Here is a 25,239-nt window from a genome sequence, read left to right as displayed (position 1 = left end):
GTTCTTCCCGGCGGGGCCCAGATGCTTATGCGCCGTTCCAAAGCGTTCCATTTGGTTCCAACTCGATCGTATCACCGGACGGCATTCGGGCTTAGCGTGTGGCGCAGGGTATGTCCGTATTTTGGATGATCGGGGCGTCAGATGGGTGCGGCGAGTTCACAACAATGGTGGTCAGGCGTAAGTCTTTTGGCGCTGATGACGGCCGCGCTCGCTGTAAGCCCCAGCCCGGCCATGGCTGAAAGCGTCGCCAGACAGGTCGAGCGCGGCGCAAACGGCAAGGATCAGTGCTGGTCCAACGAACGCAGTTGCTGGGGTTACAATCCTGCCCTTGTTCCCCGGGTCTCGGTGGACTCCACGCATGGTCTCGACGCTGCGGGCGTCTCGATTGTCAATGATTTCAGCAATACCGGCGCGCCCTCAGGCGGGGTGGCGGTGGAAATCGGCTCCGCTGGCGGCCACGGCGCCCTCGGCGCTGCTTTCACGGCCGCGGGCAGCCCGTATTACACGCCCGGTAAAAAGGGCGGCTCCGCCGGCAATGTCACTGTCATCCAGCGCGGCGACCTGTACGGCGCCGGCAGCCAGACCATCGATATCGCCCTGCTGCGCGTCTATTCGATGGGCGGCGATGGACGCGTTGGCTACTGGAGTTCTGGCGCGGGCGGCGCGGCGGGATCGGTCATCCTTGACGTGCAGGGCGTTGTTTCAACATCTGGCGATCATTTTGGCGGCGTCTGGGCGACGTCCGCAGGCGGACAGACCGGACGCAACCGCTCCCCGGAGGCGATCCGCGCCATTGGCGCCTGGCCGGTCGGCATCGACGCCCGTGACGCCTATCTGTTTCCGGGCGCGGCCGGCGGCTCTGTAGCCGTAACCATCGGTCCGGCCGCCCGCGTGTCGACGAAGGGTGGCTGGGCCCCTGGCGTCATCGCCGAATCCGTCGGCGGCGCCGGCATGGATGGCGGCACCTATCAGCGGGTGCTGCCAGGGGCCGGCAATGGGGGGACGGTTACGTTCAGCAATCATGGCGCGATCACCACCCAGGGCGAGGCGTCCACGGGCGTGCTGGCGCAGTCGGTCGGCGGCCGTGGCGGACGGCAACTTGCCATGGTCAGCGGGAATGTCGGCTCAGGCGGCGGCAAGGGCGGCGATGCGGCGCATGGCGGCGCGGTCAACGTGCTGCAGGCTGGCGAGATCACCACGTTCGGCAATTACTCATTTGGCCTCGCCGCGTGGTCCATTGGCGGGTCCGGCGGTAACGGCGCTTCGGCCTGGGGCGGGCGTAGCGGCGGCGATGGAGGCGCCGCTGGCAATGGCGGCTCCGTCGAGGTGGTGAATAGCGGTTCAGTCGTCACGCATGGCAAGGGCGCCATCGGCGTTGTCGCCCAATCGCTTGGCGGCGGCGGCGCGGTCAATGCCTTCCAGCGCAGCAGCTATACGCCGGGGGCAAGTTCCGGCGGCGGCGCTGGCGGCGGCAGCTCCAACGCATTTTTTCCTGCGGGCAAGGGCGGAGAGGGCGGTTCCGGCGGCTCCGGCGGTGCGGTGCTCCTCGCCCAGAACGGGATGATCTCAACTGAAGGCGAGAGCGCCTTCGGCGTGTTGGCGCAGTCCGTCGGCGGCGGCGGCGGCGGTGGCGGCTCATCCAGCAGCGTACTCAATATTTTGCTGGGCTATTCAGCAGGCGGCGATGGCGGCGGCGGCGGCTCGGGCGGCTTTGTCAACGTTACGTCCACCCTGCCTCCAGGCGGCCTTGCGGCGCCATCGATCACGACCACGGGGCGTCTCGCCAGCGGCATCGTGGCCCAGAGCGTCGGCGGCGGCGGCGGCGCGGGCGGCTCGGCCAACACATCGACGGCGGGCGTGTTCGCGGCGGTGTCCGTGGCGATCGGCGGCAACGGCGGCATGGGCGGCGACGGCGGGGCCGTGTTTGTCGAGAACGGCTCGAATATCACGACAAAGGGTATGGAAGCCCATGGCGTGGAGGCGCGCAGCGTCGGCGGCGGCGGCGGCAAGGCTGGAAACGCCAGCGCCTATGCCTTCGCAATTGCGCCGCCGCCTTATCCGGCGCTGGCCCTGTCGTTTGCCATGGGCGGCGATGGCGGCGCGGGCGGCGCCGGCGGCGATGTCTCGGTCTACAATCGCGCGGGCGTCGAAACCTGGGGCGAGAAGGCCTATGGCGTCTATGCCGGCAGCATTGGCGGCGGCGGCGGCGCCGCTGGCGCAGCGGCGGCGGTGGCCGACGTTATTGGCTTCACCAAAAATTTCTCGCTTGCCTTCAGCCTCGGCGGCTCGGCCAAAGGGGGTGGCTCCGGCGGCCTTGCGAGCATCGCCAATGTGAATGCGATCACCACCCACGGCAGGTTCGCCACCGGCATTCTGGCCCAGAGCATCGGCGGCGGCGGCGGCGACGGCGGAGCCGGTTCGGCCAGCGCCGCCAAGGGCGTTTCCAATCAGGGATATGTCTCGACGATCGTGCAGGACGGCGTGCCGATAGCTGACACGTGGTCAGTGCGCCTGGCTATCGGCGGTTCAGGCGGCCGCGGCGGCTCGGGCGGCCTGACGCTGGTGAGCAACGAAGGGTCGGTGACGACCCACGGCGAGAATGCACGCGGGATTCTGGCCCAGAGCATCGGCGGCGGCGGCGGCTCTGGCGGCGGCTTTCTCAGCCTTGGAACGTCGGAGCGTTCCAGCAGTCTCAATATCGGCGGCTCCGGCGGCTCCGGCGGCAATGGCGGCGTCGTCAACGTGGTCAACGCCCGCAGCGGTCGCATCGAGACACATGATGGCGGTTCCGCGGGTATTTTTGCCCAAAGCGTCGGCGGCGGCGGCGGCGATGGCGGCGCCCTCGCGGCAAAGGCCAAAAGCGGCCCCTCGCTGGGCTCTGGCATTGAAGCGACGGACGCCGTGCTGCAGCTCGCGGACGATCTGATCAAGATCAACAAGCGCGCCAGCGGCCAGTTCGGCAATCCCGACATCGCCCGCGCCGAAGCCGGACTGCTGGACAAGAAGAGCCCGACGCAGGAGCGTCTGGGGCAGGCCAAGACTGTCCTGACGATCGTCAAATCAGGATGGAGTTCCGCGAAGGACGCCATCAGGCAGAATGAAAAAATCCGCAAGCAGAACGAGATCAATCTCAAGGAAGGCAAGCCGCTGATCCCCGAAGTTCCCGTGAGGGACTTCGTGAGCGTGGCCATCTATGAGGCGGCCAAAACCGGCGCGCTGAATTATATCATGGAGAAGCTGACCGATGGCCTGAAAGGCGCTCTCAAGGAGGTCGTCGGAAAGGTCACCCCGACGAAGGCGACGGTTGCCCTGAACCTGTCCATCGGCGGGTCGGGCGGCGATGGCGGAGCCGGCGGCGCGGTGAACGTCCGGAATGACGGGACGATCATCACGCATGGCCCGGTCTCCTATGGCATGTTTGCCCAGAGCGTTGGCGGCGGCGGAGGTTCCGGCGGCGGCGCCGTCACCTCGGGCGCAAACTGGTACAATATCCAGATGAACGTCGGAGGCTCCGGCGGTTCGGGCGGCTCTGGCGGCGGCGTGACCGTCAACAACGGCGGCCTGATCGAAACCCGTGGCGTCGCATCGTTCGGCGTGCTGGCCCAGAGTATTGGCGGCGGCGGCGGACTTGCGGGCGGCGCCGTCAATACCGACGCCATCGGCACGGTGAGCGCCACAGTCAACATGGGCGGCTCCGGCTCCTCCTGGTCCGATGGCAAGGATGTCGTCGTGACCAATTCAGGAACCATCAGAACCCAGGGCAAGGAAGCTCACGGCCTTGTGGCGCAATCGGTCGGCGGCGGAGGCGGCGCCTATTTCGTCGAGCGCAAGTCGCCGCTTTCGGTCGACAATATCGCCGGTTCGCAGGAAGAGCTGGAGGTGCTCAGGCTCGCCAACGACCTGCTCAAGGACTTCAATCTGGGCACGCTTGGCCAGACCGGCGGCGGCAAGGCCGAAATGGACTGGAATTCGGTGATCCCACCGCTGTCGCTTACCGCCAGCATCGGCGGCCGTGGTGGTCGAGGCGGCGATGGCGGCGCGGTGCGCGTGCACCAGTTTGGGACCATCGAGACCACCGGACATGGCGCGATCGGCCTGTTCGCCCAGTCGATCGGTGGCGGCGGCGGTTTTGGCGCCGACGCCGGAGCTGGCGGCCATGCAACCCGCAACGCTGTGCTGGGCGCATCGGGCGGCGCGCGCGGCAAGGGCGGCGACATCAACATTACATTTGGTGGTCATGCCAATATCACCACGACCGGCGACGGCGCCATGGGCGTGTTCGCCCAGTCGATCGGCGGCGGCGGCGGCTACGCCGGCTCGGGCAACGGCGGCTGGAGCGTCCGCAATCCGCAGGTCGGATACAAGCGGGTGTTCGAGGAAATCCTGCTTCCCGACAGTCTGTTTTCGCCCCGGCAATCGGTCGACGGCGGAACCGTTGCGATCGACATGCTGGATAACGCCGCGCGTCTCAGCATCCACACAACGGGAGCCAGCGCTCACGGCGTCTTCGTGCAGAGCCTCGGCGGCGGCGGCGGGTATGGCTACAACATCAACCAGTGGAGCGAACCGCGCGCCTCCAACGCCGCCACGCGTTTTCCTTTTGGCGTCAGTGAGTTCGGCGATCGTACTGACGCGCCATGGAAAGTTTACGGCAAGCACGCCGAGCGTGAAGAAGGGCGGGGAGGCCACATCAGCATCCAGACCGTCGGCGATATTGTCGCTACCGGTCGCAACGCTTACGGCATTTTCGTACAGAACGGCGTACAAAAGGCTGACGGCTCCATTGATATCGAGCGTTCGCGCCCGGAGCACTATAACCTTATCCGCCATACCGGCGTTATTCAGGGTGGCTCCGCCAATGGCGCGGCCATACGCGTCGATGGCGGCCGCACCACGGTAATCCTGGAAGCGGGGTCGCAGGTCAGCGCCCTGTCCGGTCAGGCCATCCTCGGCTATGGCGCGCCGATGAGCATCTCCAACCGGGGCCGGCTGACAGGCGGGGTCGATATCGCCGATGACGGCGGCGGCAGCCGTTTCGTCAACGAAGCCGGCGCTGTTTTTGACACGGGCGGCGGCCGCGCGATGGTGTTCGGCTACGGCGAGGGTCTGTTGTCGCGGGTCAACCTTGGCGCCGACGGCGCCTTCATCAACAGGGGCGCGCTTGAGGTCGGCGGCGTCGGAACGCTCGGCAAGGCCTGGTTTTCGGACCAGACCAAAGTGAATCTCGGCGGCGTCATGAATGTCGACGTCGACAGGCCCGCAGGCAGCAACGTGGTGTCGGCGGACTATATCCAGGCCAGCCAGGTGCACATTGACGGGTTGCGCATTCAGCCCCGCGTTGGCGAGCGGCTGACAAAAACGCCGCTGTCGGTCATTGAGGCCCAGTGGCTGACAGGGCGCAGCTCAGCCTCACTGGCCCAACCTCAGGCTGGCCCGGTTTCCTGGTCGTTTCTCGACAGTGGCAACCGGCTGATTATCCAGCCCAAGGCCGATTTCCAGGGCGCGACCGGCGGTGCGCCGCTCACCCAGACGGAACTGGCAATGATCATGGCGCTGCAGAAGGGCTGGGATTCGGCCTCTCATCCGGAGGCTATGGCGCAATCCCAGATCTTCGCTGCGCTGGCCAATGCCGGTTCAGCAACTGAATACATGAACGCCATTGACAGACTGTCGCCCGAAGGCAGGCAGCAGCCGGCGGCGGCGCAGACGGTCAGCGCGCGCGGCTCCATGGGGCGTGCGCTCAGTTGTCCGGTGTTCGTGGATGGCGGCGCAATGATCAATGAAAACCAGTGTGTCTGGGGCGCCGTCACGGGTGGACGCACGATGTTGTTCAACACGTCAACCACGGATGGCTACCGCCAGGACAGTCTCAGCTACCAGGTGGGCGGCCAGTGGGAGCTGGCTCCCAACTGGTTCCTTGGCGCCAGCGCCGCATACAATGTCGACATGATGCAATCCAGCGACATGGCCACGAAGTACCGCGGCCAGGGCGGCGACGTCTCGGTCGCCCTGAAGCACCAGGTCGGGGCCTGGTATTTCGCCGCCGTTCTGCACGCCGGGTTTGCCTCGCAGGACGTCAGAACGTCTTTCGCCATTGATGACGAACAGTGGATGAACAAGGTCGACACCCATGCGTGGACATTCGGCGCGCGCGGGCGGGCGGCCTATGAATTTGCCTTCGACGGCTGGTATCTGCGCCCGTATCTTGATGTCGATGTCATTCACACGCGGATGCCCGGCTATGTCACCGAGGGCGTCGGCGCGACCATGAAGATCGCGCCACTGCGAGAGTGGACGGTGGCGGTGAGCCCGGCGGTGGAGCTGGGCGTTCGCGCGGATCTGGAGCCTGGCTCATGGCTGCGCCCTTACGTCAGCCTCGGGGCGACCTGGTTGTCGGACACCGGCCTCAGCACCCGCGCCAGCTTTGTTGACGGCTTCAGCGAGGGGCCTGGCTTCACCTCGACCAGCGAACTGCCGCGCTATCTTCTTGACGTCGGCGCCGGCGTACAGTTTTTCAGGAAAGGCGGCTTCGAATTGCGTGGCGAATACAAGGCGCAGATCGGCAAGGACTATCTCAGCCATCGCGCCGGGGTTCGCGCCGCCATCCATTTCTAGAGCAGTTTCGGTGAAAACCAGTTCACCAAAACTGCTCCATCATCTTAATTTGGCGCATTCTCGTCGCGAAAAGCTCCGGAAGGCGGCCGATCCGCGCAATTACGTTTCGATGCGCGGACAGAACAAAAATCGCGGCTATCCGCCTGCGCGCCGGATTTTGTAACCAATCGGCGTCAATCGAAGCCCGCCTGATCGCTGCAAGGTCAGGCGGAGGGGGTTCCCGCCTGGGGTGGGTAACTCTGCTGGGCGTTCAGAGCGTTGATGTAGCCCGAGATGGTGCGTCGCGCCATGGCTGCCGGCGCCCAGAAGGGGCGCAACAGGTTGGCGGCGGCGTATGCCGTCTCTGGCGAGAGGCTGCGCAACACATGGCTGTTCCATTGCCGGACCGAACGGCCAGCCAGCATGGCGCCGGTAATCAGGTCCTTTGACAGGCGCGCATCAAGCCACGGACGGTGGTCGGCGATTTCGATCGTCCGGTTTGGCGCCGGCTCGGCAGCGAAGGCATCGCGCAACGCGACGCCAACCCGCTCCTGGGCGTCGCGCGCCGCGCCCAGCAAGGCGTCGAAGTTGAAGAAGCCGTGGAACTGGCCTGGATAATGCAGCAACTCCACCGGAACGCCAGCCCTGCGCAGTTGCGCTGCGTAAAACAGGCCGTCGTCACGGATTGGGTCAAAGCCCGCCGTGATGATCACCGCCGGGGGCAGTCCGGCCAGGCTGACTGCATGAGCTGGCGACAGCCACGGATCCGTCGGATCTTCGCCACGTTCGACCAATGGGCCGACCGAGTCGATGAAATTGGCGGTGAGCAGATAGCCTTCGGCGTTTTCGTCTTTTGAAGCGAAACTCGTCGCCAGATTGGTCGCGGGATAGACCAGCGCCTGCAGGCTGAGCCGCGGGCCGCCCCTGCGGATATTCTCCTGGGCCACGGCGGCGCTGATGTTGCCGCCAGCACTGTCGCCGCCAACGCCAAGGCGGTTGCCGTCGATGCCGAGTGTTTCGGCATTCTTGTGGACCCAGTTCAGGGCCGCCAGAAAATCTTCGCGACCTGCGTAAAGGTCATGCTCCGGCGCCAGGCGGTAGCGCACGGATATAACAATGGCTCCAGAGGCGCGGGCAATGGCCCGGCAAATGCTGTCGCTGGTGTTGAGATCGCCAACGACAAAAGCGCCGCCGTGACACCACAGGAATGCGGGCTTCAGGCCGGGCGGGCCGTCGGGCGTATAGATGCGCAGTGGGATGGCGTTGCCGTCTGGCCCGCGGATCTGGCGCTCCGCCAGACCAGCCAAGGGGATGCGGCGACCGAAGGTCGACGCCATGGTCGAGAAGGCGCGGCGGAATGACGAGACACGCTCGCGATTGATGGCGCGTCCGGCGAGCGGAAAGGCCCCGTTCACGGCGTGGAGCAGCAGCCGGGATTCGCGGTCCGGTTCTGAAGCCCGTCTTGTCTTTGGCATGCCGCTCTCAGTTGTCAGAATATGACCGATCTGCGCGACGTTCCCTCCCATATGACCGCTCATGTTGTTGTCCCGTTCTCTTTATTCGTCTTGCTGCTTGCCCGGTTCAGGCGCAGTTTCGGGTTCAAGCCTACCGATCGGGGGCGTCAGCGCTATCGTCGGTTCCGACGAAGTTGAGTGTTTGCCTTGCGGGGCGGGGTGCACGGAGTTGACGGCGGCCAGTCTGCCGGGTCGCCGGAAGCCGCTCCATCGCCGACGCCTGTCTGTTCTTCTGGCGAACCGGTCGGAGAAGGTTGGCGTCGAGCCTGGGGAGGGGCCAGCGTTTCCAGCAACGGATACAGGCCAATCCGGCCATGCGGAAGGCGGTGATGGCGGAACTGTCCTGATCAGTATTGCGGCGCCGGCGGCGTAAACGTCGCACGGAAAAACGCTGGCATGATGTGGAGGATGAAATGGCTGAGCATCAGGAAAATCCGGATCTCCCCGATCTGGCCAGAGGGGTCGCTGAAGCAGAACTTGCCGATGGCGGCATGCTCGTCGGCCAGTTCGAAGGCCAGTCCGTTCTGCTGGTGCGCCGCGGCGAAGAGATCTTCGCCATCAGCGCGGAGTGCACGCACTACAGTGGACCTCTGGCCAGTGGGCTGGTGGTGGGAGGGACGATCCGCTGCCCCTGGCACCATGCGCGTTTCGACCTCCGCACCGGCGAGGCTGTCGCGGCGCCGGCCCTGGCTCCAGTCAGTTGCTGGGCGGTGGAGCGGCGGCTGGGGAGGATCATGGTTGGCAAGAAGAAGCCGGCCCCTGGACGCGCGTTGCCTGGCGGTTCAGCGCCATCACGGATTATCATCGTCGGCGGCGGGGCGGCGGGCTTCGCGGCTGCCCAGAGATTGCGCGACCTCGGCTATTCCGGCAGCCTCGTCATGTTGAGTGACGACGCCGACGCGCCCGTCGACAGGCCCAATCTTTCAAAGGATTTTCTGGCCGGCGCGGCTCCGCAGGACTGGATGCCGCTGCGCGACTCCGCATTCTATGAAAAGCAGTGCATCGACCTCAGGCTGGCGACGAGCGTGGCCGCCATCGATGTGGGCGCTTCCGAAGTTCGCCTCGCCGACGGCGCGCGGCTCGCCTATGACCGGCTGCTGCTGGCGACCGGGGCCGAGCCCGTGCGCCTGTCGCTTCCCGGGGTGGACCTGCCGCATGTCCATACGCTGCGTACGTTCGCCGACTGCCGGGCAATCATCGCGCAAGCTGAAACCGCCGGTCGCGCCGTGGTGATGGGGGCGAGCTTCATCGGACTGGAAGTGGCCGCGGCCCTGCGGCAACGCGGGCTCGACGTCCATGTTGTGGCGCCCGGCAAGCGGCCGATGGAGCGAATTCTCGGCCCGCAAATGGGCGATTTCATCCGCGCCCTGCATGAGCAGCGCGGCGTCGTCTTCCACCTTGAAGAAACGGCGCGCGCCATCACCGCCACCGGGGTGCAGCTTGCTGGCGGCGGGGCGCTCGCCGCCGATCTTGTCGTCATGGGGGTCGGGGTGCGCCCGCGCGCGCAACTGGCGGAGGCGGCCGGTCTCAGGACCGACCGTGGCGTGATGGTCGACGCTTATCTGGAAACGAGTGCGCCTGGCGTCTTCGCCGCAGGCGACATCGCTCGCTGGCCCGATCCGCACAGCGGTGCGGCGATCCGCGTCGAACATTGGGTGGTGGCCGGGCGCCAGGGCCAGACAGCCGCCGCAAACATGCTGGGCGAGCGCCGCAAATATGTCGGAGCGCCCTTTTTCTGGAGCCAACACTACGATCTGGGCCTCAACTATGTCGGCCATGCGGAAGCGTGGGATACGATTGAGGTCGACGGCGATATCGCCGCCGGCGACTGTACCTTGCGTTACAAACGCGAGGAGCGAACGCTGGCCGTGCTCACCATGGGGCGCGACCTGGAAAGTCTTGCCGCCGAGGCAGGGATGGAGGCCGGGATCGCGGCGGTGTAACAGGCATCCAGCCCGAAAAGGCGGCCGGGTCGAAACAGGAAACGGGATCGTCGCGCGCCGGATCGGGCGCAAGGCGTCGGTGTGGGCGGAACTGCCATGGAAAATCTTGTCCTCGTTACCTTGCATCTGTTGGCCGCGATCTTTTTCGTCGGCTCCGTGTTCTTCGAGGTGACGATTCTTGGGGCCATCGGCAGGCCAGTTGGGCCCGAGGCGATGCGGGCGGTGGAAAGCGCCATCGGCCGCCGCGCGCGGCGCGTGATGCCATTCGTGATCCTGGTGCTTTACGCGGCCGGTATCACCATGGCCTGGCAGTACAGGGATGTCCTGGCGCATCCGTTCGACAGCGGCTTCGCCACCCTGCTGGCGCTCAAGATCGCGCTTGCGCTCAGTGTGCTGGGCCACTTCATCGCCGCCGTGACGCTGGGCGCGCGGGGCAAACTCCGGTCGCGGCAGGTCCGCTTCATTCACATCAGCGTCTTCATCCATGTGATGCTGATCGTGATCCTGGCAAAGACGATGTTTTATGTTGCCTGACGCCAGAATGCGTTGGGTATGACCCGTTTCCCCCGGCGGACGCGGGGTTAGAGGCGGGTGCTTTTCTCCAGGGCGGACTTTCCGGCCGCCCGTTTTTGGTCGACAGCAACTGACCGCCGCGCTGGCGGTTTGCTTGGGCCGCGCCTGCCCTGACCGACACCGTGATCCGGCATGCGCTGAAGCGCGTCGGGATCAGTCGTAAAAAGCGGGCTTCGCCGATGGCGAGGCGAGGGGCGCAGCGCCCGCCACCCTGTTTTCAAACCCTTCACTCCTGAAGAGCGGGAGTCGCGCAGCCGGCCGGTTTCCGCAGCATGGCCGTCGTGGCCCTGTTCATGACCACGCGGCCGCCGTGGCTGCCAGCCCAAACGGCTGACGCGCATCCCAAACGCGCTGACGTCAAGACGGGTGCAGCGCGCGAACTCCTCACCACCATTTCGGACGCACTCAAAGAGCGATGGGCCAGGCTCATCATTCCGTGGTCTCAAGCGCCTCCCGAACGGCGATGTCGGCCATCGCGAGGGCGGCCTCACGGCTTGCGGCGGCGGCAATGAAGCGACCGTTGTGGCAGAAACGGGCGCCGGCGACGCCGGAGGCGCGCTCCAGTTCTTCATTGGTCAGACCAGCCCACGACGCCGGCAGATCGGCCCTCAGTTCGAAGCCCTCATCGGCCCTGCGGATGCCGTTGACGCACCAGTCCCTGTCGCGGGGGTGCACCACGAACAGCAGATGATCGGCTCCGGCTTTCACCACCGTGGGGCGATATGGCATGCCCATGGGCAACTCGAGAACGCGCCCGTCAGCCGCCGTCCGGATTGCATTCATCACGAGCGTTTCAGCGCGCAGCTTCGCGGCGCTACGGCCGATCCGCGCTTCGACGAAGGCGCGTGCGATGGTCAGCGCTCCCTGAAAGGCGCGATCATCGGCGTCGGGATCGTTGACGTCGAATACAGGTTTCAGGCTTTCCAGCAGACCTGGCAAGGTCAGGCCCGCCAGCAGTGGTCCCGCTACGGAAGGGCTGAGCGCGCCATTGTCGACAAGGTCGACCGGTAGCACGAAGCCGGCGTCAAAGGAGGTGTGAATGGCCTCCACATGCGCCGCCGGCACACCAGACGCCAGGAGGTAGTCGCGGCCGAAATGCTTCCAGATCAGGCCAAACGAGCTGTAGGGCTGGCCGTCGTCGCGCAGGGGGGCGCCGCGCTGGTGGTGATCGAAAATGCGGAGGTCGGCGTCATAGACACCGCCGACATCATAGATGATGCGATCAGCCCCGGGCGTAGTCCATTCCCTGTCGCGGCTGCGGACCAGTCGCGCATCGGGAAACAGGCGGCTCAGGATGACGGTGGACATCAGTTCGTCAGCGTGGAAGCCGCCGGAGTGGGTGACGAGATAATCTGGGGGCATACCCGGAAGCGCCTTGTGGTGTGTGGCGGAAGAACCGCGCCTGGATGTTGTTGAAGAAGGCGCTTTCCGATGCAATGGAAGCCGCGCCAGATCAGGAAAGCCTGGGAGATGGCCGTTCGTGGACGAATGGAGCATGTTATTGCCCCTGGCGTATTGAACCTGAAATGTGGGTCCCTGTTGGCGTCAGGCAGTCGCTCCAATGTCAAAATCCGGAAACAAACCAATCAAAGACTTGATGGCGGCCCATTGATTCCCGCGTTTGCCTGAAGCATGCGGATGCAACGACCGGAACCGCACCACCAAACCGGCCTGCTTCTAACCGGTTACCGGAGGTTTGGCGATGCGCCGCAACGCCACGAGCGGGCGTTTGCCTGGCAGGGATCGCCCTACTGGCCCTGTTGGGGTGTCCGGCGCTATATCCCCGGATCATCATCCGAATCTGTCACCTGCAAGGCGAGGCCCCGCCATGATCCCCTGGACCCTGCTCGACACCGCGAAGGTTCCCGGCGGCGAAGACCTCCGCCTGAAACAGCGTGGCGGCGAGTTTTCCATCATGTCTGGCGCGACCGAACTGATGAACAGCCGCCTCAGCGGTTCGGAAAAGGCGCTGGCCAGCCTTGTGAGCGAACGCCTCGGCGCGCGGCCCAGGCCGCGCGTGCTGATCGGCGGGCTGGGCATGGGCTTCACGCTCCGCGAGGCGCTGGAGAAATTCGGGCCTGACGCCAGCATCGTCGTGGCCGAACTGGTTCCGGAGGTGATCGCCTGGGCGCGTGGTCCAATGGCGGAACTGTTCGGCCCCAGCATGACCGATCCGCGCGCCAGCATACATGAAGGCGATGTGGCGAAGCTCATCCGCGCCAGCCGGGGCGCCTTCGACGCCATTTTGCTCGACGTCGACAATGGCCCCGGCGGGCTGACACGCCCGGGCAATGACGGTCTCTATGACGCGGCTGGCATTGCCCGGGCTGCCGTGGCGCTGCGCCCCGGGGGCATTCTCGCCGTATGGTCATCCGCTCCCGATCAGGACTTCACCCGGCGCCTGCGGCGCGGCGGCTTCGGCGTGGAAGAGGCGCGTGTGCGCGCCAATGGCAAGGGTGGCGGCGCGCGTCATGTCATCTGGATCGCGGTGAAGGGTGGCGGCCTGTCGAAAGCTGGTGGGTTGCTGCGGGACGAACGGAGCTGACCGGCTGCTGCCTGAGACAGCCGCCAAAGCGCCGATTAGTTCCATAATGTTTCTTCTGCGAATCCAGATACACCCGGCCGCCTGCCCCGCGCTGGGACGCAGGGGCAGTCATCGTCCCGCGGACAATTGTAGCCCGCAGCCTGCCTCACTCCACCTTTGTAACTGGAGGCGGCGTCCATTCGCATGTCTTGACCTGCTCCTTCGGCACATAGGTCCGGAAGGTCAGCGAAAAGGGCTTGCCCTCTGCCGAAGGCAGCCAGTTGGCCTCCGGAACGCCCGCCACCGGCTTCGGCCCGATGCCGATCTTCAACGAACCGTCCGCCTCTTTCACCAGGGCGGAATGATTATTGAAATTGTAGCGTTTCAGCGGGTTCGGCACGACACGATAGTCAGGTACGCCGACCAGGATGACCGACCAGTAGGCGTCGACGACCTTGTCGGGCAGCCCATCGGCCGGGAAGTGCATGACATAGCTGCTGCTGCCGTCGAGTGGCTTTTCGTTCGCATCGCGCGTCGCTGGAAAATAGACGGCTTCGGCAGGATTGTTGGCCCAGATGCCGGTGTAGTTTGCCGCTGTGCGCATCTGGTAGTTGGCGCCATAATTGCCGCCAGAAGCTCCGCATAGCCAATGGTTCACATAAGGCGCGCTCCTGGTCAAAGCGTCCTTGCGGAACTTCGGAACGAACGCCCTGAGTTGCGCATCGACCGCAGCACGGGCCTCCTTGCCGGAGGCAACATAGGCCGCAACCGAGCGCACCTTCTGTTGCATCCCGGCCGCGACGGGGGATACATCCAGCGCGCTGCCGAGTCTGGCGTCGACATCATCGAAGATCTCGGCTCCGAGCAGCGTCGCATTGTCGAACATCGGAATGGCTGGAGGCGGCTTGATTGCGGGCTTGCCGGTCCCGGTCGCCCTGAAGGCGTGCTGGAGCTTTACTGCTCCGTCCGGGTCCCCCTTCAACTCGACGCGGCCGAGCAGTTTCGCCTTGCTGGAATGCAATTCAATCCGACCGGCGTCAGCAGGAATCCTGACGGTCGATCCGGGTTTGACCAGAGCGAACTTTCCGAAGGGCTTCGTCGGGAACGTTCGCTCGTTGATATTGGCGATCACCTCTCCCCATTCGTCGAGAATTTGCGCCGTGTAGTAGCGTCCCCTGACCTCCGGCACTTCGAGAATGACCGGCGTCTTGTCGTCGACCGCGAACCAGGCCTCGAGATAGGCGACGTCAAAATTCGGATTGACGAAATCGGCTGACCCAAGCGGATTGTATTTGATCTTGTTGTAGGCGAAGCCCTCTCCCTTCCGGTCCATATGCTCCTGACGGATCGTAAGGGCGCGTCCAAGCAGATAGACATAAGCGTCGGTAACGGTGTTGTCGTCGGGCTTCGGGACAGGCGCCGCCTGGCTCCGCGTCGCGACGGACAATGAAAGGGCGACCAGGGCCGTTGAGAGGCAAAAAGCTACGGTGCGCATACTGGCCGGCCTTTTCATCGTCGCCATATCCCGTTCTCTGATGCGGCTAATCTTCGCTCCGCACGATCGCACCATCATACAGGAAGACAGAAGCCAGAGCGCCTGGTTTGTCGGAGGCAAAAACCGTCGCAGTCAGCCCTCCCCCCGGCAGGCGCGCGCATCAGCCAGGAAATGCCGCCAGGAAACAGCTCCGCGCAGAATCCAGGGGCGCCGGGAAAAGACGGCGATGATCTCGTTTTGATGATTTTCGCGATTTTTTTCACGTATCAGCAGGCATCTCGCCTGGTTGCCAAACAATGTATTGTCGGTGTGGTTTGGGGCTTGGGGGGGACAACGATGGTGCGATTTGCAGTTGTGGCGGCTCTGTTTTTGGGGGCGCCTGTGGCGGCGCTTGCCCAGCAGGACCTTTTGCACGGGGAATGGCGAGGTTCCTACAACTGCGGTCCTGAGGTTGTCGGCGTTACGATCGATATCGGACCACGCAGGCCAGACGCCAGCCATGACGGCATATTCACTTTCTATCCAGTGGATGGAGGCGCGCGCGTGAAAACCGGCGCCTACTCGATCAGGATAAACACCCCGGTCGAATCGCGGACGTTGGTAGCGAAACCGGTGGAATGGATCATTCCGGCCCCGGGCTATTCACATTACGGCTTCACGGCAAGCATTGATGCGGGCGGGCGGATTATTGAAGGAAAAATGGATCGCGTCCGCTGCCAGGGCGTCCGCGTCGCGAAAGACGGCAAGTTCCCTGGCGGAGTGACAGCGCCAGCATCGAACGCGTCCCAGGAAGCGCGACGCAGAAAGGCCGCGACCGACAAGGAGGAACAGGAGCGGCTGGAGCGCGTGGCCGGCTCCGACAGGCGAGCGGCGGAGCGCAGGGCCGCCATGCCGCGTCCCGTGAGCGAAGAAGATCGTATGAACGGCGAACGCCGGGCATTGATCAGCCGTCTGGTTGGACGCTGGGACGGCGCGGTATACAGCCGTTCCGTCGATACGGTGCGTATGTCGCTCGAGTTTTCCGAGAGACAGACGGTAACTGACGGGGTGTTTCTCGACGTAAAGCTGGCTTCCACGTACATGGGTGGCAAATACGGCCTGGTTTTGGACAGATCTGGTGAGGCGCGCATCGAGCGGATCGATGTGCCGGCGGGCGAGCGGGGGCGGCACTTCATGGCCACCGTGACCAGGAACAGCTCGCTCAAGGATGGCTTTGGCCGCGATGTTCTTCAGCTTTCTACGTTTTCCCGCTCGACCGCATATTTGTTCCGGGAGGCCACGACAGCCACTCCGTTCCTTGAATTGTGCGAAACCCACAGGAACTGGATAACCCGCCGGTACGAAGCCTGGGGTAAGGCGCGAGCCCTTAAAACACGCTATTTCACCGGGCTTGGCGGATACAACGCGCAGGATGCTTCGCTTTCCGAGGCTTTTGCTGATGATACGTTCAAAAAATACTTCGGCTCGACAGTTGGGGAGATGACCGACGCGCGCTTTGATGAGCTGTTGCGAAATGCCCGGGATTGCGCTGTTACGCGGAGCAGTGTCTACCGCCCTGAATTGATTGAAGGCATCGTTAATGTACGGGTCTCGGAAGCCGATGTTAACGGGTTCCGAAGTGGTTTTTGGGTCCACAGGCCAGGCAGCCTGCCAACCAGTCGTGCGCAGGCGCTGGCCATCATTGAGGCTGCGAAGGAATCTGGTCAGGTTCTCAAAGCCCTGAGCCCTGAGCTCGATGGTCTCGATGACGCTCGGTCCATCGAACAGAAAATCTCGGCGGCAATTGCCGGCGGAGCAGCCGTTGCACGCCCGGACGCGCTGGAAGCAGCACTGGCCGCAGCGGGGCGCAAGCTCGCCGCACTCCGGGAGGCTGGCGCCCGCAAGCTCACGGACGAGCGTGAAGCGCGTCACCTGCGTCGCATGCAGGGCGTCCGCATCCCCCAGGAGGCCATTCCGGCAGGTCGGCGGGAACTGGTCGCGGCGCTTGTTGCGGGCAAACTGACCCGCCTCAATGGTGACGCCCAGAGCTTCTTTGGCGGCGTGGTCGATCAGGCCATCGGCGGATGCGGCCTGCCCTCATCAACAGCGGAGCGCCTTGCGTTGCTTCGCCCTATGGTGACGGCGGCCGACCGCGCCGTGTTCGGAACCGCGTACGGAGACGCTGATCTGTTGAAAATGCTTGGCAGCATGGCTGGAGGGCAGGCTACCCATGTTGAGGGACAGGAGACTGTGAAAGCGATCACTTGCGCTGACCCTTTTCTGGGCGTCCTGCTGGCGGCCATTGCCGATGTAAGCGCGAACGCCGGGCAGGCAACGGACGGGCGTGAGAGTCTGTTCGTCAGAACCTGTAGTAATGACCGGCCGAGGGAGCAGTGTGAATGTGTTGCCCGCGAGGCGCGATCCGTTATCCCTGACATTGATGGCAGGTCGTATTCACGCGACATCTTTCCCATGATTATTAATGCGAACCCGGGCGTAAGTTTAAGGGTTGGTCTGGTGTGCCGCGTTGGAAATTACTAGGAATCGGGTCGGTTCGCGCGCGACCCGCGGCGACGAATGCGAGCGTGTTTTGGAAGGCCCGACTGGCGTATGGCGACGAGGGGCTCCTTGCCCCCCGGTCGCGTTCAAAGGAAACCCCGCCGGGTTTTCCGGCTTCGGCTTGAAGGAATGCAGGGCATGACGCCCCTCGCGGCAAGCTCCTCCCGAAACCACGAACTGTCGTAGCCACGGTCCGCGATCAGCACGGCTGTCCGGGGCAGGACGTGGGGCAGCAGGCGAGACCGTTGTGATCGCTCATTGGTGGGATTCGGGGATGACCGGTCGCTTGAAACTGCGGAAATCCACGCAGAATGATCCACCCCTGATATCTGGGCAGGCCACACAGTTGCCTTGAGAAGGCGTAAGGATTGCTGGCTGGGAGACGAAAAGGACCAAAACTATGAAACTCTTGCCCATCGCCGCCGCAGCCGGTCTGGCCATGACCCTGTGCCTCGGTGGCGGCGCCCTGGCGGATCCCTGGGAGAACGACGACGATCAGGGAAGCTGGTATGAGCGCCAGGAGGCTCCCCGGTATGAACATGGGGACCACTACGGGCGTGGTGATTGCAGGGTGAAGGGGAAGTGGAAACACGGGGAGTATGTAGAGAAAATGAAGTGCAAGGGACACAAGCACCGGTCTTACCGCCATGAGCCGGACTGAGTTTTTCACCGGGTTGTCGACGTAGGGGCTGTTCCCCCTACGCCAGGTCCCGTCATTGCCAGCGCGGCGCTATCTGGTTCGGGTCACGGGGCGTACGTCTGCCCTCAAGCCGTGCTTGAGCCTGTCTGCTGACGCCAATTGTCTGGCCGAAAATGGGGCGGTTCAGCCCGTGCCCTCGGGGTCCGGCATACCGCCGTCTCCGGCAGCCGCCCGGTGCACGGAAAAGAGCGGGACAGGTTCGCGGAGCCCTTTCAGCCCGACCGGCTTGAGCGCCGAGAAAGAAAAGCTCAACGGCCGCATCGCCAGGGCGGAGGTCCTGGTCGCCGGGCAGGCGAGAACCTCAGCGGCCTGCGCGACGTTCGAGATGCGCGCGGCCAGGTTGACCGTGCGCCCGAAGATATCGCCGTCGCGCGGCACAATCTGGCCGGTCGCCAGTCCCACCCGCACCGGCGGCAAACCATGCCTCTCCTGTTCCTCGATCATGAGAAGCGAGGCTTCGAGGCCACAGGCGGCGTCCGGAAACAGCATCATCACCCCGTCGCCCAATGCCTTGATGACCCGCCCGCCGACAGCAAGAGCGATCTTCTGGGCGAAGGCCTCGAACGCGGCCGCCTGTTCGGCGGCCTTGCTGTCACCGATCATGTCGGTGAGACTGGTGAACCCCGTCAGATCCGCAAAGGCGACGGCGGGCATGGCCTCCCCCGTCGCGATCTCATGCCCTTCATCCCGGAACGCGTCCTGTATTCGCGCGACAACATTGTTGAAAACCGCCTCCTCAAGCAGTCGGCGCTGAAGCAGGAACAGCCCTCTGAAGCCGCTCCGTTGCAGGGCCAGCCGCTTGCGGGCGCCGATCTCCAGCATCTCGGCGTGCGACAGGCCTGAACCCAGCAGCTGTTCCTCGATTTCCCCACGGAACAGGTCGCGCATGGTGTCAACAGCCCGGCGCGTCGTTTGCCCGAAGACGCGCAGAACGCGCGCCAACCCCTCTTCCGACACGCCGAGCCTGCGACACGCCGCAAGCTGCTGCATGAGCTCGATATCGTCTTCCCGCGGCGCCTGGTCATCCGACAGTTGTGGAAGCCCCGTGGCTGACCGAAGCCGGTTCAATGTCGGGAGGTCGAAGTTTTCCGCCTGAAGCTCGCGATCAAGCGACCGCGTGGTCAGCGCGACCGGTTCGAACATGAGCTGACTGGCGAAATCCAGTGAAAACACCTTGCGGCTCAGGCCCTCAGCCAGGGTATCGAGGCTGATCCCCGCATCATTGAGGGCCAGGGCAACGCGCAGGCAACTGACATCGCCTGAATGGTAACTCCCGTTCCTCTGCCGCAGGATGCCGAGACGCTCCAACTCGGAAAGCCGCGTCTCATCGCACCCGGCCAGCGCAGATAGAGTCGCTCGCGATATCGCTTCCATCCCGTCCTCCCAGCGAAGAATGGAAAACAATATGCCGGAAACGCGCTTGCAAAGCGTGTTTCCGGCGCCGGCGAAAGCACGGCCCGCACGGCAACGCTATCCCCGGGCAAAGCGCCATCACCTGTGGCGCAAGGCGCCGTCACGCCGGTTCAATCATTCAACCGCGCCAGTGCGAGCGACGGGCGGCATCAGGAAGCCGCAGGGGATGGGATGCCTGTGCCCGGCCACGGTGAATTCTCCTCTAAAAGATCGTCGGGGTGATGCCGCCATCGACGCGCAACGCCGCGCCATTCGTGGCGGCGGAAAGCGGGCTTGCGACATAGGCCACCAGCGCCGCGATCTCCTCGGGCTCGATCATGCGCTGGATGAGCGACGTCGGGCGCTCCTTTGCAAAGAAAGCTTTTTCGATCTCCGCTTCCGGCGCGTCCGGATTGTCCGACACGCTTTTGAGGAAATCGACGATGCCCTCTGAGCGCGTCGTCCCCGGCATGACGGAGTTGACCGTCACCCGCGTTCCCCTGGTGCTGGCGGCAAGGCCGCGTGCAATCGCAAGTTGCGCGGTCTTGGTCATGCCATAGTGGATCATGTCGGGCGGCACGATCACGGCGCTGTCGCTGGCGATGAAGATAATGCGCCCCCAATTTCGCGCGATCATCCCTGGGAAGTAGGCCCGCGCCAGCCGCGCCCCGGACAGCACATTGACCTCGAAGAAACGCCGCCAGTCATCATCGGTGATGTCCGCGAAGGGCTTCGATTCATAAATGCCGAGATTGTTGACCAGGATGTCGACCTGCGGAACCGCCGCGACAAGCGCGGCAGCTCCCTCTGCGGTTGCCGGATCGGCGAGAACGGCTACCGCCCCTGCCCCGGCGGCGGTCGAATCCAGTTTCTGCCGGTTACGGCCACAGATGATCACGTGCGCGCCTTCCGCCACAAGCCGCTTTGCGATGGCCAGCCCGATGCCGGCGGTCGATCCGGTCACGAGCGCCGTCTTGCCGTTCAGTTCCAAATCCATGGAGCATCCTCCCTTTTGGTTTTGGCAGTCTGGCCCAGAGGCACGGTTTCCTCCAGGCGACAGAGCGAATTGTGAAGACCATGTCGCTTCAGGCAACCGTGTGGGACAGGGCCGTCGAGCCAAAACACCCTCCAAAGGTCTCCGGAGGGAATGCTCATATGGCCGGCTTGCATCGGGATAAACTTGCCCGGCCCAGGGAGCGTGGCGGCGCTCACGTAAGAAATTTGAAATTTCCAGGGGGCCTGAAACGTCTCTGTGAATATGATCGAGCCATCAATACTATGATTAGGTCATGAATTATATAAATATTATAGTTTGCTACACAATACACGCGCGTGCACGTCAGGTAACATTCGCGAGGAAGGCGCCTATCATCAGGAGCCGAAGATTCCGTGCTGTCGCCACAAAACCACGCTGCGGGCGGGGAGCATGTCCGCGTCATCGCGGCAGGATGAAAACAACAGCTCCCATTGGCCCGGAGGATGCGTCAACGCCATCCCCCGCCTGCTCCGGTTAACTGCGATCAGGAGGCTTTCATTCGCGCCATTGAGCAACAGGCAAAAAGCGTCAAGCTGGCTCCACTCATGGTCTGCGACGGGCGCTCCGTCCGGTCGCAGCCAGAGCGCGTCAGGCGGATCGCCCTTCCCGCTCAGGAAATTGGCGGCGGACAGCAGCGGATGTTGCCGGCGTAGTGCGGCGAGCGTCGCGACCATGGCGACGCGCTCCGTATCAGCCCCTTGCCAGTCGAGCCAGAAGTCCGGGTTATCCTGGGCATAGGCATTGTTGTTGCCATGCTGCGTCCGCCCGAACTCGTCGCCAGCGGTCAGCATTGGAATGCCGCGCGCAAGGAACAACGTCGCAAGCAGGGCGCTGACATCGCGGCGACGCGCGGCCCCGATCGCAGGATCACGCGAGGGCCCCTCGGCGTCGCAGTTCCAGCTATGGTTGTCGTTGTCGCCGTCCCGGTTGTCCTCGCCATTCGCTTCGTTGTGCTTGCGCTCGAAGGCAACAAGGTCGGCAAGCGTGAAGCCGTCATGGGCGGCGACGAAACTGACGCCGGCCTGCGGTCCGCGATGGGCGCCGGCGAACAGATCGGATGAGCCGGCAAGCCGCGTCGCCAGGGCGCCGGCGGCGGCGCTGTCGCCGCGCCAGAAGCGTCGCACGTCATCGCGGAACCGGCCGTTCCATTCGGCGAATGGCGCCGGGAAGTGACCAGCCTGATAGCCGCCAGGTCCGATATCCCACGGTTCGGCGATCAGGATGGCCCGGGAGAGTTCGGGATCCTGCAGCAGGGCGACAAACAGCGGCGCGTCGGGCGAAAACCCGGTCTCCGTGCGTCCCAGCACCGCGCCAAGATCGAAACGGAAACCGCTGACGCCGAGGCGCCGCCAGTGCCGCAGCGCGTCCAGCGCAAGCCGCGCCACCGGGGCGCGATCAAGCGCCAGTGTGTTGCCACAGCCGGTGTCATTGACGAGGCGACCGGGATCGCCGGCCGCATGGCGGTAGTACACCGCATTGTCGAGGCCACGCAGGCAGATTGTGGCGCCAAACTCGTCGCTTTCGGCGGTGTGGTTGAGAACGATGTCGAGGATCACGCCAATGTTGGCGCGCGCCATGGCCTGGCAGAGCGCGGCGAGGTCGGCCGGACCGCCAGGCGCCAGTCGGGGGTCCAGCGCCAGAAAGTTGACCGGATTGTAGCCCCAGGCATTGGTGAGGCCCTGCGGGGGCAGATGCCGTTCATCCATCCAGGCGCCGACGGGCATCAACTCGACATGGCTGACCCCCAAGGCTTTCAGATAGGCGATAACTGACGGATCGCCCAGGGCCGCGAGCGTGCCGCGCAATGCCGGCGGCGTGTCCGGCCGCTGCATGGTGAAGGAGCGCACGGCAAGCTCGTATATAAACGATGGCGGCGCCAGCGCCGGCGTTTCACCTCCCCCCGGGAGAGACACGACAACGCTGCGGGGAACCAGCGCCGTGGTGTCCGCGCCATGACGGGCCAATTCCGGGTCCCAGCGGAACGGCCGGTCGATCAGCGTGGCGTAGGGGTCAACGAGCAGCTTGGCCGGGTCGAACCGGTGACCACGTTCGGGCTGCCACGGCCCTTCCACGCGCAGACCATAGCGCAACGTGGCGCCGGCGCCCTCCAGCAGGCCGAAATGTATGTCGCTCTCCCGGCATGGCAGGGCGAACCGCGCCAGCTCGCCCTCGCCCGCCTCATCGAAGACGCTGACAAGAACGCGGCTGCCATGGCGGGAGAAAACCGCGAAGCAGACCCCGTCTTCCACCACGGATGGCCCCATTGCTTCCGGGCGCGGACATGCCCTGATCCTGAAGGGCGGGCGCAACGTCTCAGCCCTGTCCAGGCGCCGTCGTGGACAGGCTCCAGATGCGCGCCCCGTATTCGCGAATGGCGCGGTCGGCGCTGAACCAGGCGCAATGCGCCGTGTTGTTCACGGACATCCGCCACCACCGGCCTTGATCCGCCCACAGGGTGTCGACCCGCCGCTGCGTGAGGCGATAACTCTCAAAGTCGTTCAGCACCATGAACCAGTCATTGGCGGTGAGGCCTTCCACAAGGCCGGCGTAGCGATCAGGCTCGCCGGGCGAATAGACGCCGCCGGCCACGGCGTCGAGAACGCCCTCCAGTTGCGCAGAGTCGCGGATAATGTCGGCGCTGGGACGCGGATTGCGTCGCGCCGCCTCTACCTGGTCTGCGGTCATGCCGAAGATCATGATGTTATCTTCGCCCACGCGCTCGCCGATTTCGATGTTGGCGCCGTCCAGCGTGCCGATGGTGACGGCGCCGTTGAGGGCGAACTTCATGTTGCCGGTCCCGGAGGCCTCCATGCCGGCCGTCGAAATCTGCTCGGACAGATCGGCGGCCGGAATGATCGCCTCAGCCAGGCTGACATTGTAGTTTGGCAGGAAGACAACCTTGAGTCGGTCGCGGGTTGTGATGTCGTTGTTCACCACGGCTGCGACGTCGTTAATCAGATTGATGATCGACTTGGCGGTGGCGTAGCTGGACGCGGCCTTGCCAGCGAAAATCTTCACGCGCGGCGCCCATTCGCGATAGGGCTCGGAACGGATGGCGTCGTAGAGCGCGATCGTTTCAAGAATATTGAGCAGCTGGCGCTTGTATTCGTGAATACGCTTGATCTGCACGTCGAACAGGGCGGCGGGATCGACTGTGACGCCGCAATCCTGGCGGATGATCTTCGCCAGCTTCAGTTTGTTTTCCCGCCGGATGGCGGCCAGGCGATCATGCACGGCCGCATCGCCCGCCAAAGCTCCGAACTGGCGGATGAGGCCAATATCGTCCGTGACGCGCTCTCCGCAGGTTTCCTGGAGCAGCCCTGTCAGACCCGGATTGGCGTTGAGCAGCCAGCGCCGGGGCGTGATGCCGTTGGTGACGTTGGTGATGCGATCCGGGAAAACGCTGTTCAGCGGCGCGAACACCGTCTCCTTCATCAGGTTTGAGTGCAGCGCCGAGACGCCATTGACCTTGTGGGAGCCGACAAAGGCCAGATGGGCCATGCGCACGCGCCGGCCATGGTGCTCGTCGATCAGCGACAGCGCCGCAAGGTCGGTCTCGGGGTTCTCGCGCCGCACCCCGTCAAGGAAGCGGGCGTTGATGCGGAAGATGAGCTGCATGTGGCGCGGCAGCAGCCGCTCCATCAGCGCCACTGGCCAGGTTTCCAGCGCCTCGGGCAGCAACGTATGGTTGGTGTAGGAGATTGTCGCCGTGGTGATCTCCCAGGCGCGCTCCCATTCAAAGCCATGCTCATCGACCAGAAGCCGCATCAGTTCGGCGACCGCGAGCGACGGATGGGTGTCGTTGAGCTGGATAGCCACCTTGTCGGCGAGATTGTCGAGCGCGCCGAACTGACGCAAATGTCGCCGGACCAGATCCTGAAGGGAGGCGGACGTGAAGAAATACTCCTGCCGCAAGCGCAGTTCCTGACCGACAGGCGTTGAATCGTTCGGATAGAGCACCTTGGAAATCGCTTCGGCGCGATTGCGTTCGGCCACCGCGCCGACAAGATCCCCCTGGTTGAAGGCGTCGAGCGACAAGGGGTGCATGGCCCGGGCGCGCCAGAGCCGGAGGGTGCTGGCGTCGCGCCCCTTCCAGCCGACCACCGGCGTGTCATAGGCAACGGCGAAGATGGTCTCGCCCGGCGTCCAGAGCACCTGTCCGGGCTCACTGGCGGGGGTCAGCGTGCCGCCGAAGCCAATCTTGTAGGCGCTTTCGCGACGCTCGAACTCCCAGGGGTTGCGGAACGACAACCAGTCTTCCGGCGTCTCCACCTGCTTGCCGCCGTCAATCCGCTGCTTGAACAGGCCGTGATCGTAGCGGATGCCATAGCCCAGGGCCGCGACGCCGACCGACGCCATCGCCTCCATATAGCACGCGGCGAGCCGGCCGAGGCCGCCATTGCCGAGCGCCGCGTCCGGCTCCATCGTTTCCAGCATGGCCAGATCAACGCCAAGCTCCTCGAGCGCCTGGGCCATCGGGCCGGTCAGGCCAAGGTTGTTCAGCGTATCCGAGAGCGAACGGCCGATCAGGAATTCGAGCGACAGGTAATACACCCGTTTTCTGCCGGTCGCGTAGCTTTCCCGGGTCGAGCGGTGCCACACGTCAATAACGTGGTCGCGCGCGGCGAGAATGGCCGCGGTCAACCAGTCATGCGCCTGGGCGACGTCCGGGCTTTTGCCAAGTGAGTAGGACAGTTTGCGCACCACCTGAGCCTTGACGCGAGCAACCTGGTCGTCGGGCGATGATGGCGCGGAGGGTTCACGAACGGGAACGGTCAATGGAAAACCCTGGGTCATGTCGTTGGCCTGTTACGATCCTGGAATGGCGAGAACGCAGCAAGATCATAAAAGGTGCAGCCATATGGCATGCCCCGGCGACGCGCGAATGACACTGCTGCGGCCCCGCCATGGCGCTGCGCCAAAGGCTTCC

General features: G+C 64.4%; 13 protein-coding genes. 6 read left to right on the top strand and 7 right to left on the bottom strand.

Annotated elements, in window-relative coordinates:
- Positions 1 to 195 precede the first annotated feature (195 nt).
- The gene (locus tag IE243_RS15225; protein WP_191320249.1) at positions 196 to 6,615 is read left to right on the top strand and encodes an autotransporter family protein; all 6,420 of its coding nucleotides are present in this window, start codon (positions 196 to 198) and stop codon (positions 6,613 to 6,615) included.
- A gap of 203 nt (positions 6,616 to 6,818) precedes the next feature.
- Here the strand turns inward: IE243_RS15225 and IE243_RS15220 are convergent, their stop codons facing one another.
- On the bottom strand, positions 6,819 to 8,069 hold the full coding sequence (locus IE243_RS15220; RefSeq protein WP_191320248.1) for an alpha/beta hydrolase: 1,251 nt from the start codon (positions 8,067 to 8,069) through the stop codon (positions 6,819 to 6,821).
- A gap of 452 nt (positions 8,070 to 8,521) precedes the next feature.
- Between IE243_RS15220 and IE243_RS15215 the strand changes: the two genes are divergently transcribed.
- Both IE243_RS15215 and IE243_RS15210 read left to right on the top strand, forming a co-directional pair.
- Positions 8,522 to 10,051, top strand: a complete 1,530-nt coding sequence (locus tag IE243_RS15215; protein WP_191320247.1) for an FAD-dependent oxidoreductase — start codon at positions 8,522 to 8,524, stop codon at positions 10,049 to 10,051.
- 96 nt (positions 10,052 to 10,147) lie between these two features.
- Positions 10,148 to 10,585 carry a CopD family copper resistance protein gene (locus IE243_RS15210; protein ID WP_191320246.1) on the top strand — a complete coding sequence of 146 codons (438 nt, stop codon included), beginning with the start codon at positions 10,148 to 10,150 and terminating at the stop codon, positions 10,583 to 10,585.
- A 468-nt stretch (positions 10,586 to 11,053) separates the two neighbouring features.
- Here the strand turns inward: IE243_RS15210 and IE243_RS15205 are convergent, their stop codons facing one another.
- Positions 11,054 to 11,986 (bottom strand): MYG1 family protein, encoded by a 933-nt coding sequence (locus tag IE243_RS15205; protein WP_191320245.1) that lies wholly within the window; start codon positions 11,984 to 11,986, stop codon positions 11,054 to 11,056.
- A 466-nt stretch (positions 11,987 to 12,452) separates the two neighbouring features.
- Between IE243_RS15205 and IE243_RS15200 the strand changes: the two genes are divergently transcribed.
- The gene (locus IE243_RS15200) at positions 12,453 to 13,169 is read left to right on the top strand and encodes a spermidine synthase (RefSeq protein WP_191320244.1); all 717 of its coding nucleotides are present in this window, start codon (positions 12,453 to 12,455) and stop codon (positions 13,167 to 13,169) included.
- Positions 13,170 to 13,314: 145 nt separating this feature from the next.
- Here IE243_RS15200 and IE243_RS15195 read toward each other — a convergent pair whose 3' ends face one another.
- Positions 13,315 to 14,643, bottom strand: a complete 1,329-nt coding sequence (locus IE243_RS15195; protein WP_191320243.1) for a DUF1214 domain-containing protein — start codon at positions 14,641 to 14,643, stop codon at positions 13,315 to 13,317.
- Between the two features lie 240 nt (positions 14,644 to 14,883).
- Here IE243_RS15195 and IE243_RS15190 point away from each other — a divergent pair, with 240 nt between their 5' ends.
- Both IE243_RS15190 and IE243_RS15185 read left to right on the top strand, forming a co-directional pair.
- Positions 14,884 to 17,163, top strand: coding sequence for a hypothetical protein (locus tag IE243_RS15190; protein ID WP_191320242.1), 2,280 nt, complete (start codon positions 14,884 to 14,886; stop codon positions 17,161 to 17,163).
- 418 nt (positions 17,164 to 17,581) lie between these two features.
- Positions 17,582 to 17,842: a hypothetical protein gene (locus IE243_RS15185; RefSeq protein ID WP_191320241.1), complete on the top strand. Its 261-nt coding sequence runs from the start codon at positions 17,582 to 17,584 to the stop codon at positions 17,840 to 17,842.
- A 162-nt stretch (positions 17,843 to 18,004) separates the two neighbouring features.
- Here IE243_RS15185 and IE243_RS15180 read toward each other — a convergent pair whose 3' ends face one another.
- From IE243_RS15180 to IE243_RS15165, 4 genes are all read right to left on the bottom strand, one after another.
- On the bottom strand, positions 18,005 to 19,189 hold the full coding sequence (locus IE243_RS15180; RefSeq protein WP_244643204.1) for an adenylate/guanylate cyclase domain-containing protein: 1,185 nt from the start codon (positions 19,187 to 19,189) through the stop codon (positions 18,005 to 18,007).
- Between the two features lie 307 nt (positions 19,190 to 19,496).
- Positions 19,497 to 20,270 carry an SDR family NAD(P)-dependent oxidoreductase gene (locus IE243_RS15175; RefSeq protein WP_191320239.1) on the bottom strand — a complete coding sequence of 258 codons (774 nt, stop codon included), beginning with the start codon at positions 20,268 to 20,270 and terminating at the stop codon, positions 19,497 to 19,499.
- Positions 20,271 to 20,644: 374 nt separating this feature from the next.
- On the bottom strand, positions 20,645 to 22,573 hold the full coding sequence (gene glgX / locus IE243_RS15170) for a glycogen debranching protein GlgX (RefSeq protein WP_191320238.1): 1,929 nt from the start codon (positions 22,571 to 22,573) through the stop codon (positions 20,645 to 20,647).
- A gap of 49 nt (positions 22,574 to 22,622) precedes the next feature.
- Entirely contained in the window at positions 22,623 to 25,106 is a 2,484-nt protein-coding gene (locus IE243_RS15165; RefSeq protein ID WP_191320237.1) for a glycogen/starch/alpha-glucan phosphorylase, read from the bottom strand.
- Positions 25,107 to 25,239: the final 133 nt, after the last annotated feature.

Source organism: Camelimonas fluminis (assembly GCF_014656355.1).
GTDB lineage: Bacteria > Pseudomonadota > Alphaproteobacteria > Rhizobiales > Beijerinckiaceae > Camelimonas > Camelimonas fluminis.
Note: the sequence above shows the minus strand (reverse complement) of the source record. Positions and strands in the feature narration are given on the sequence as shown.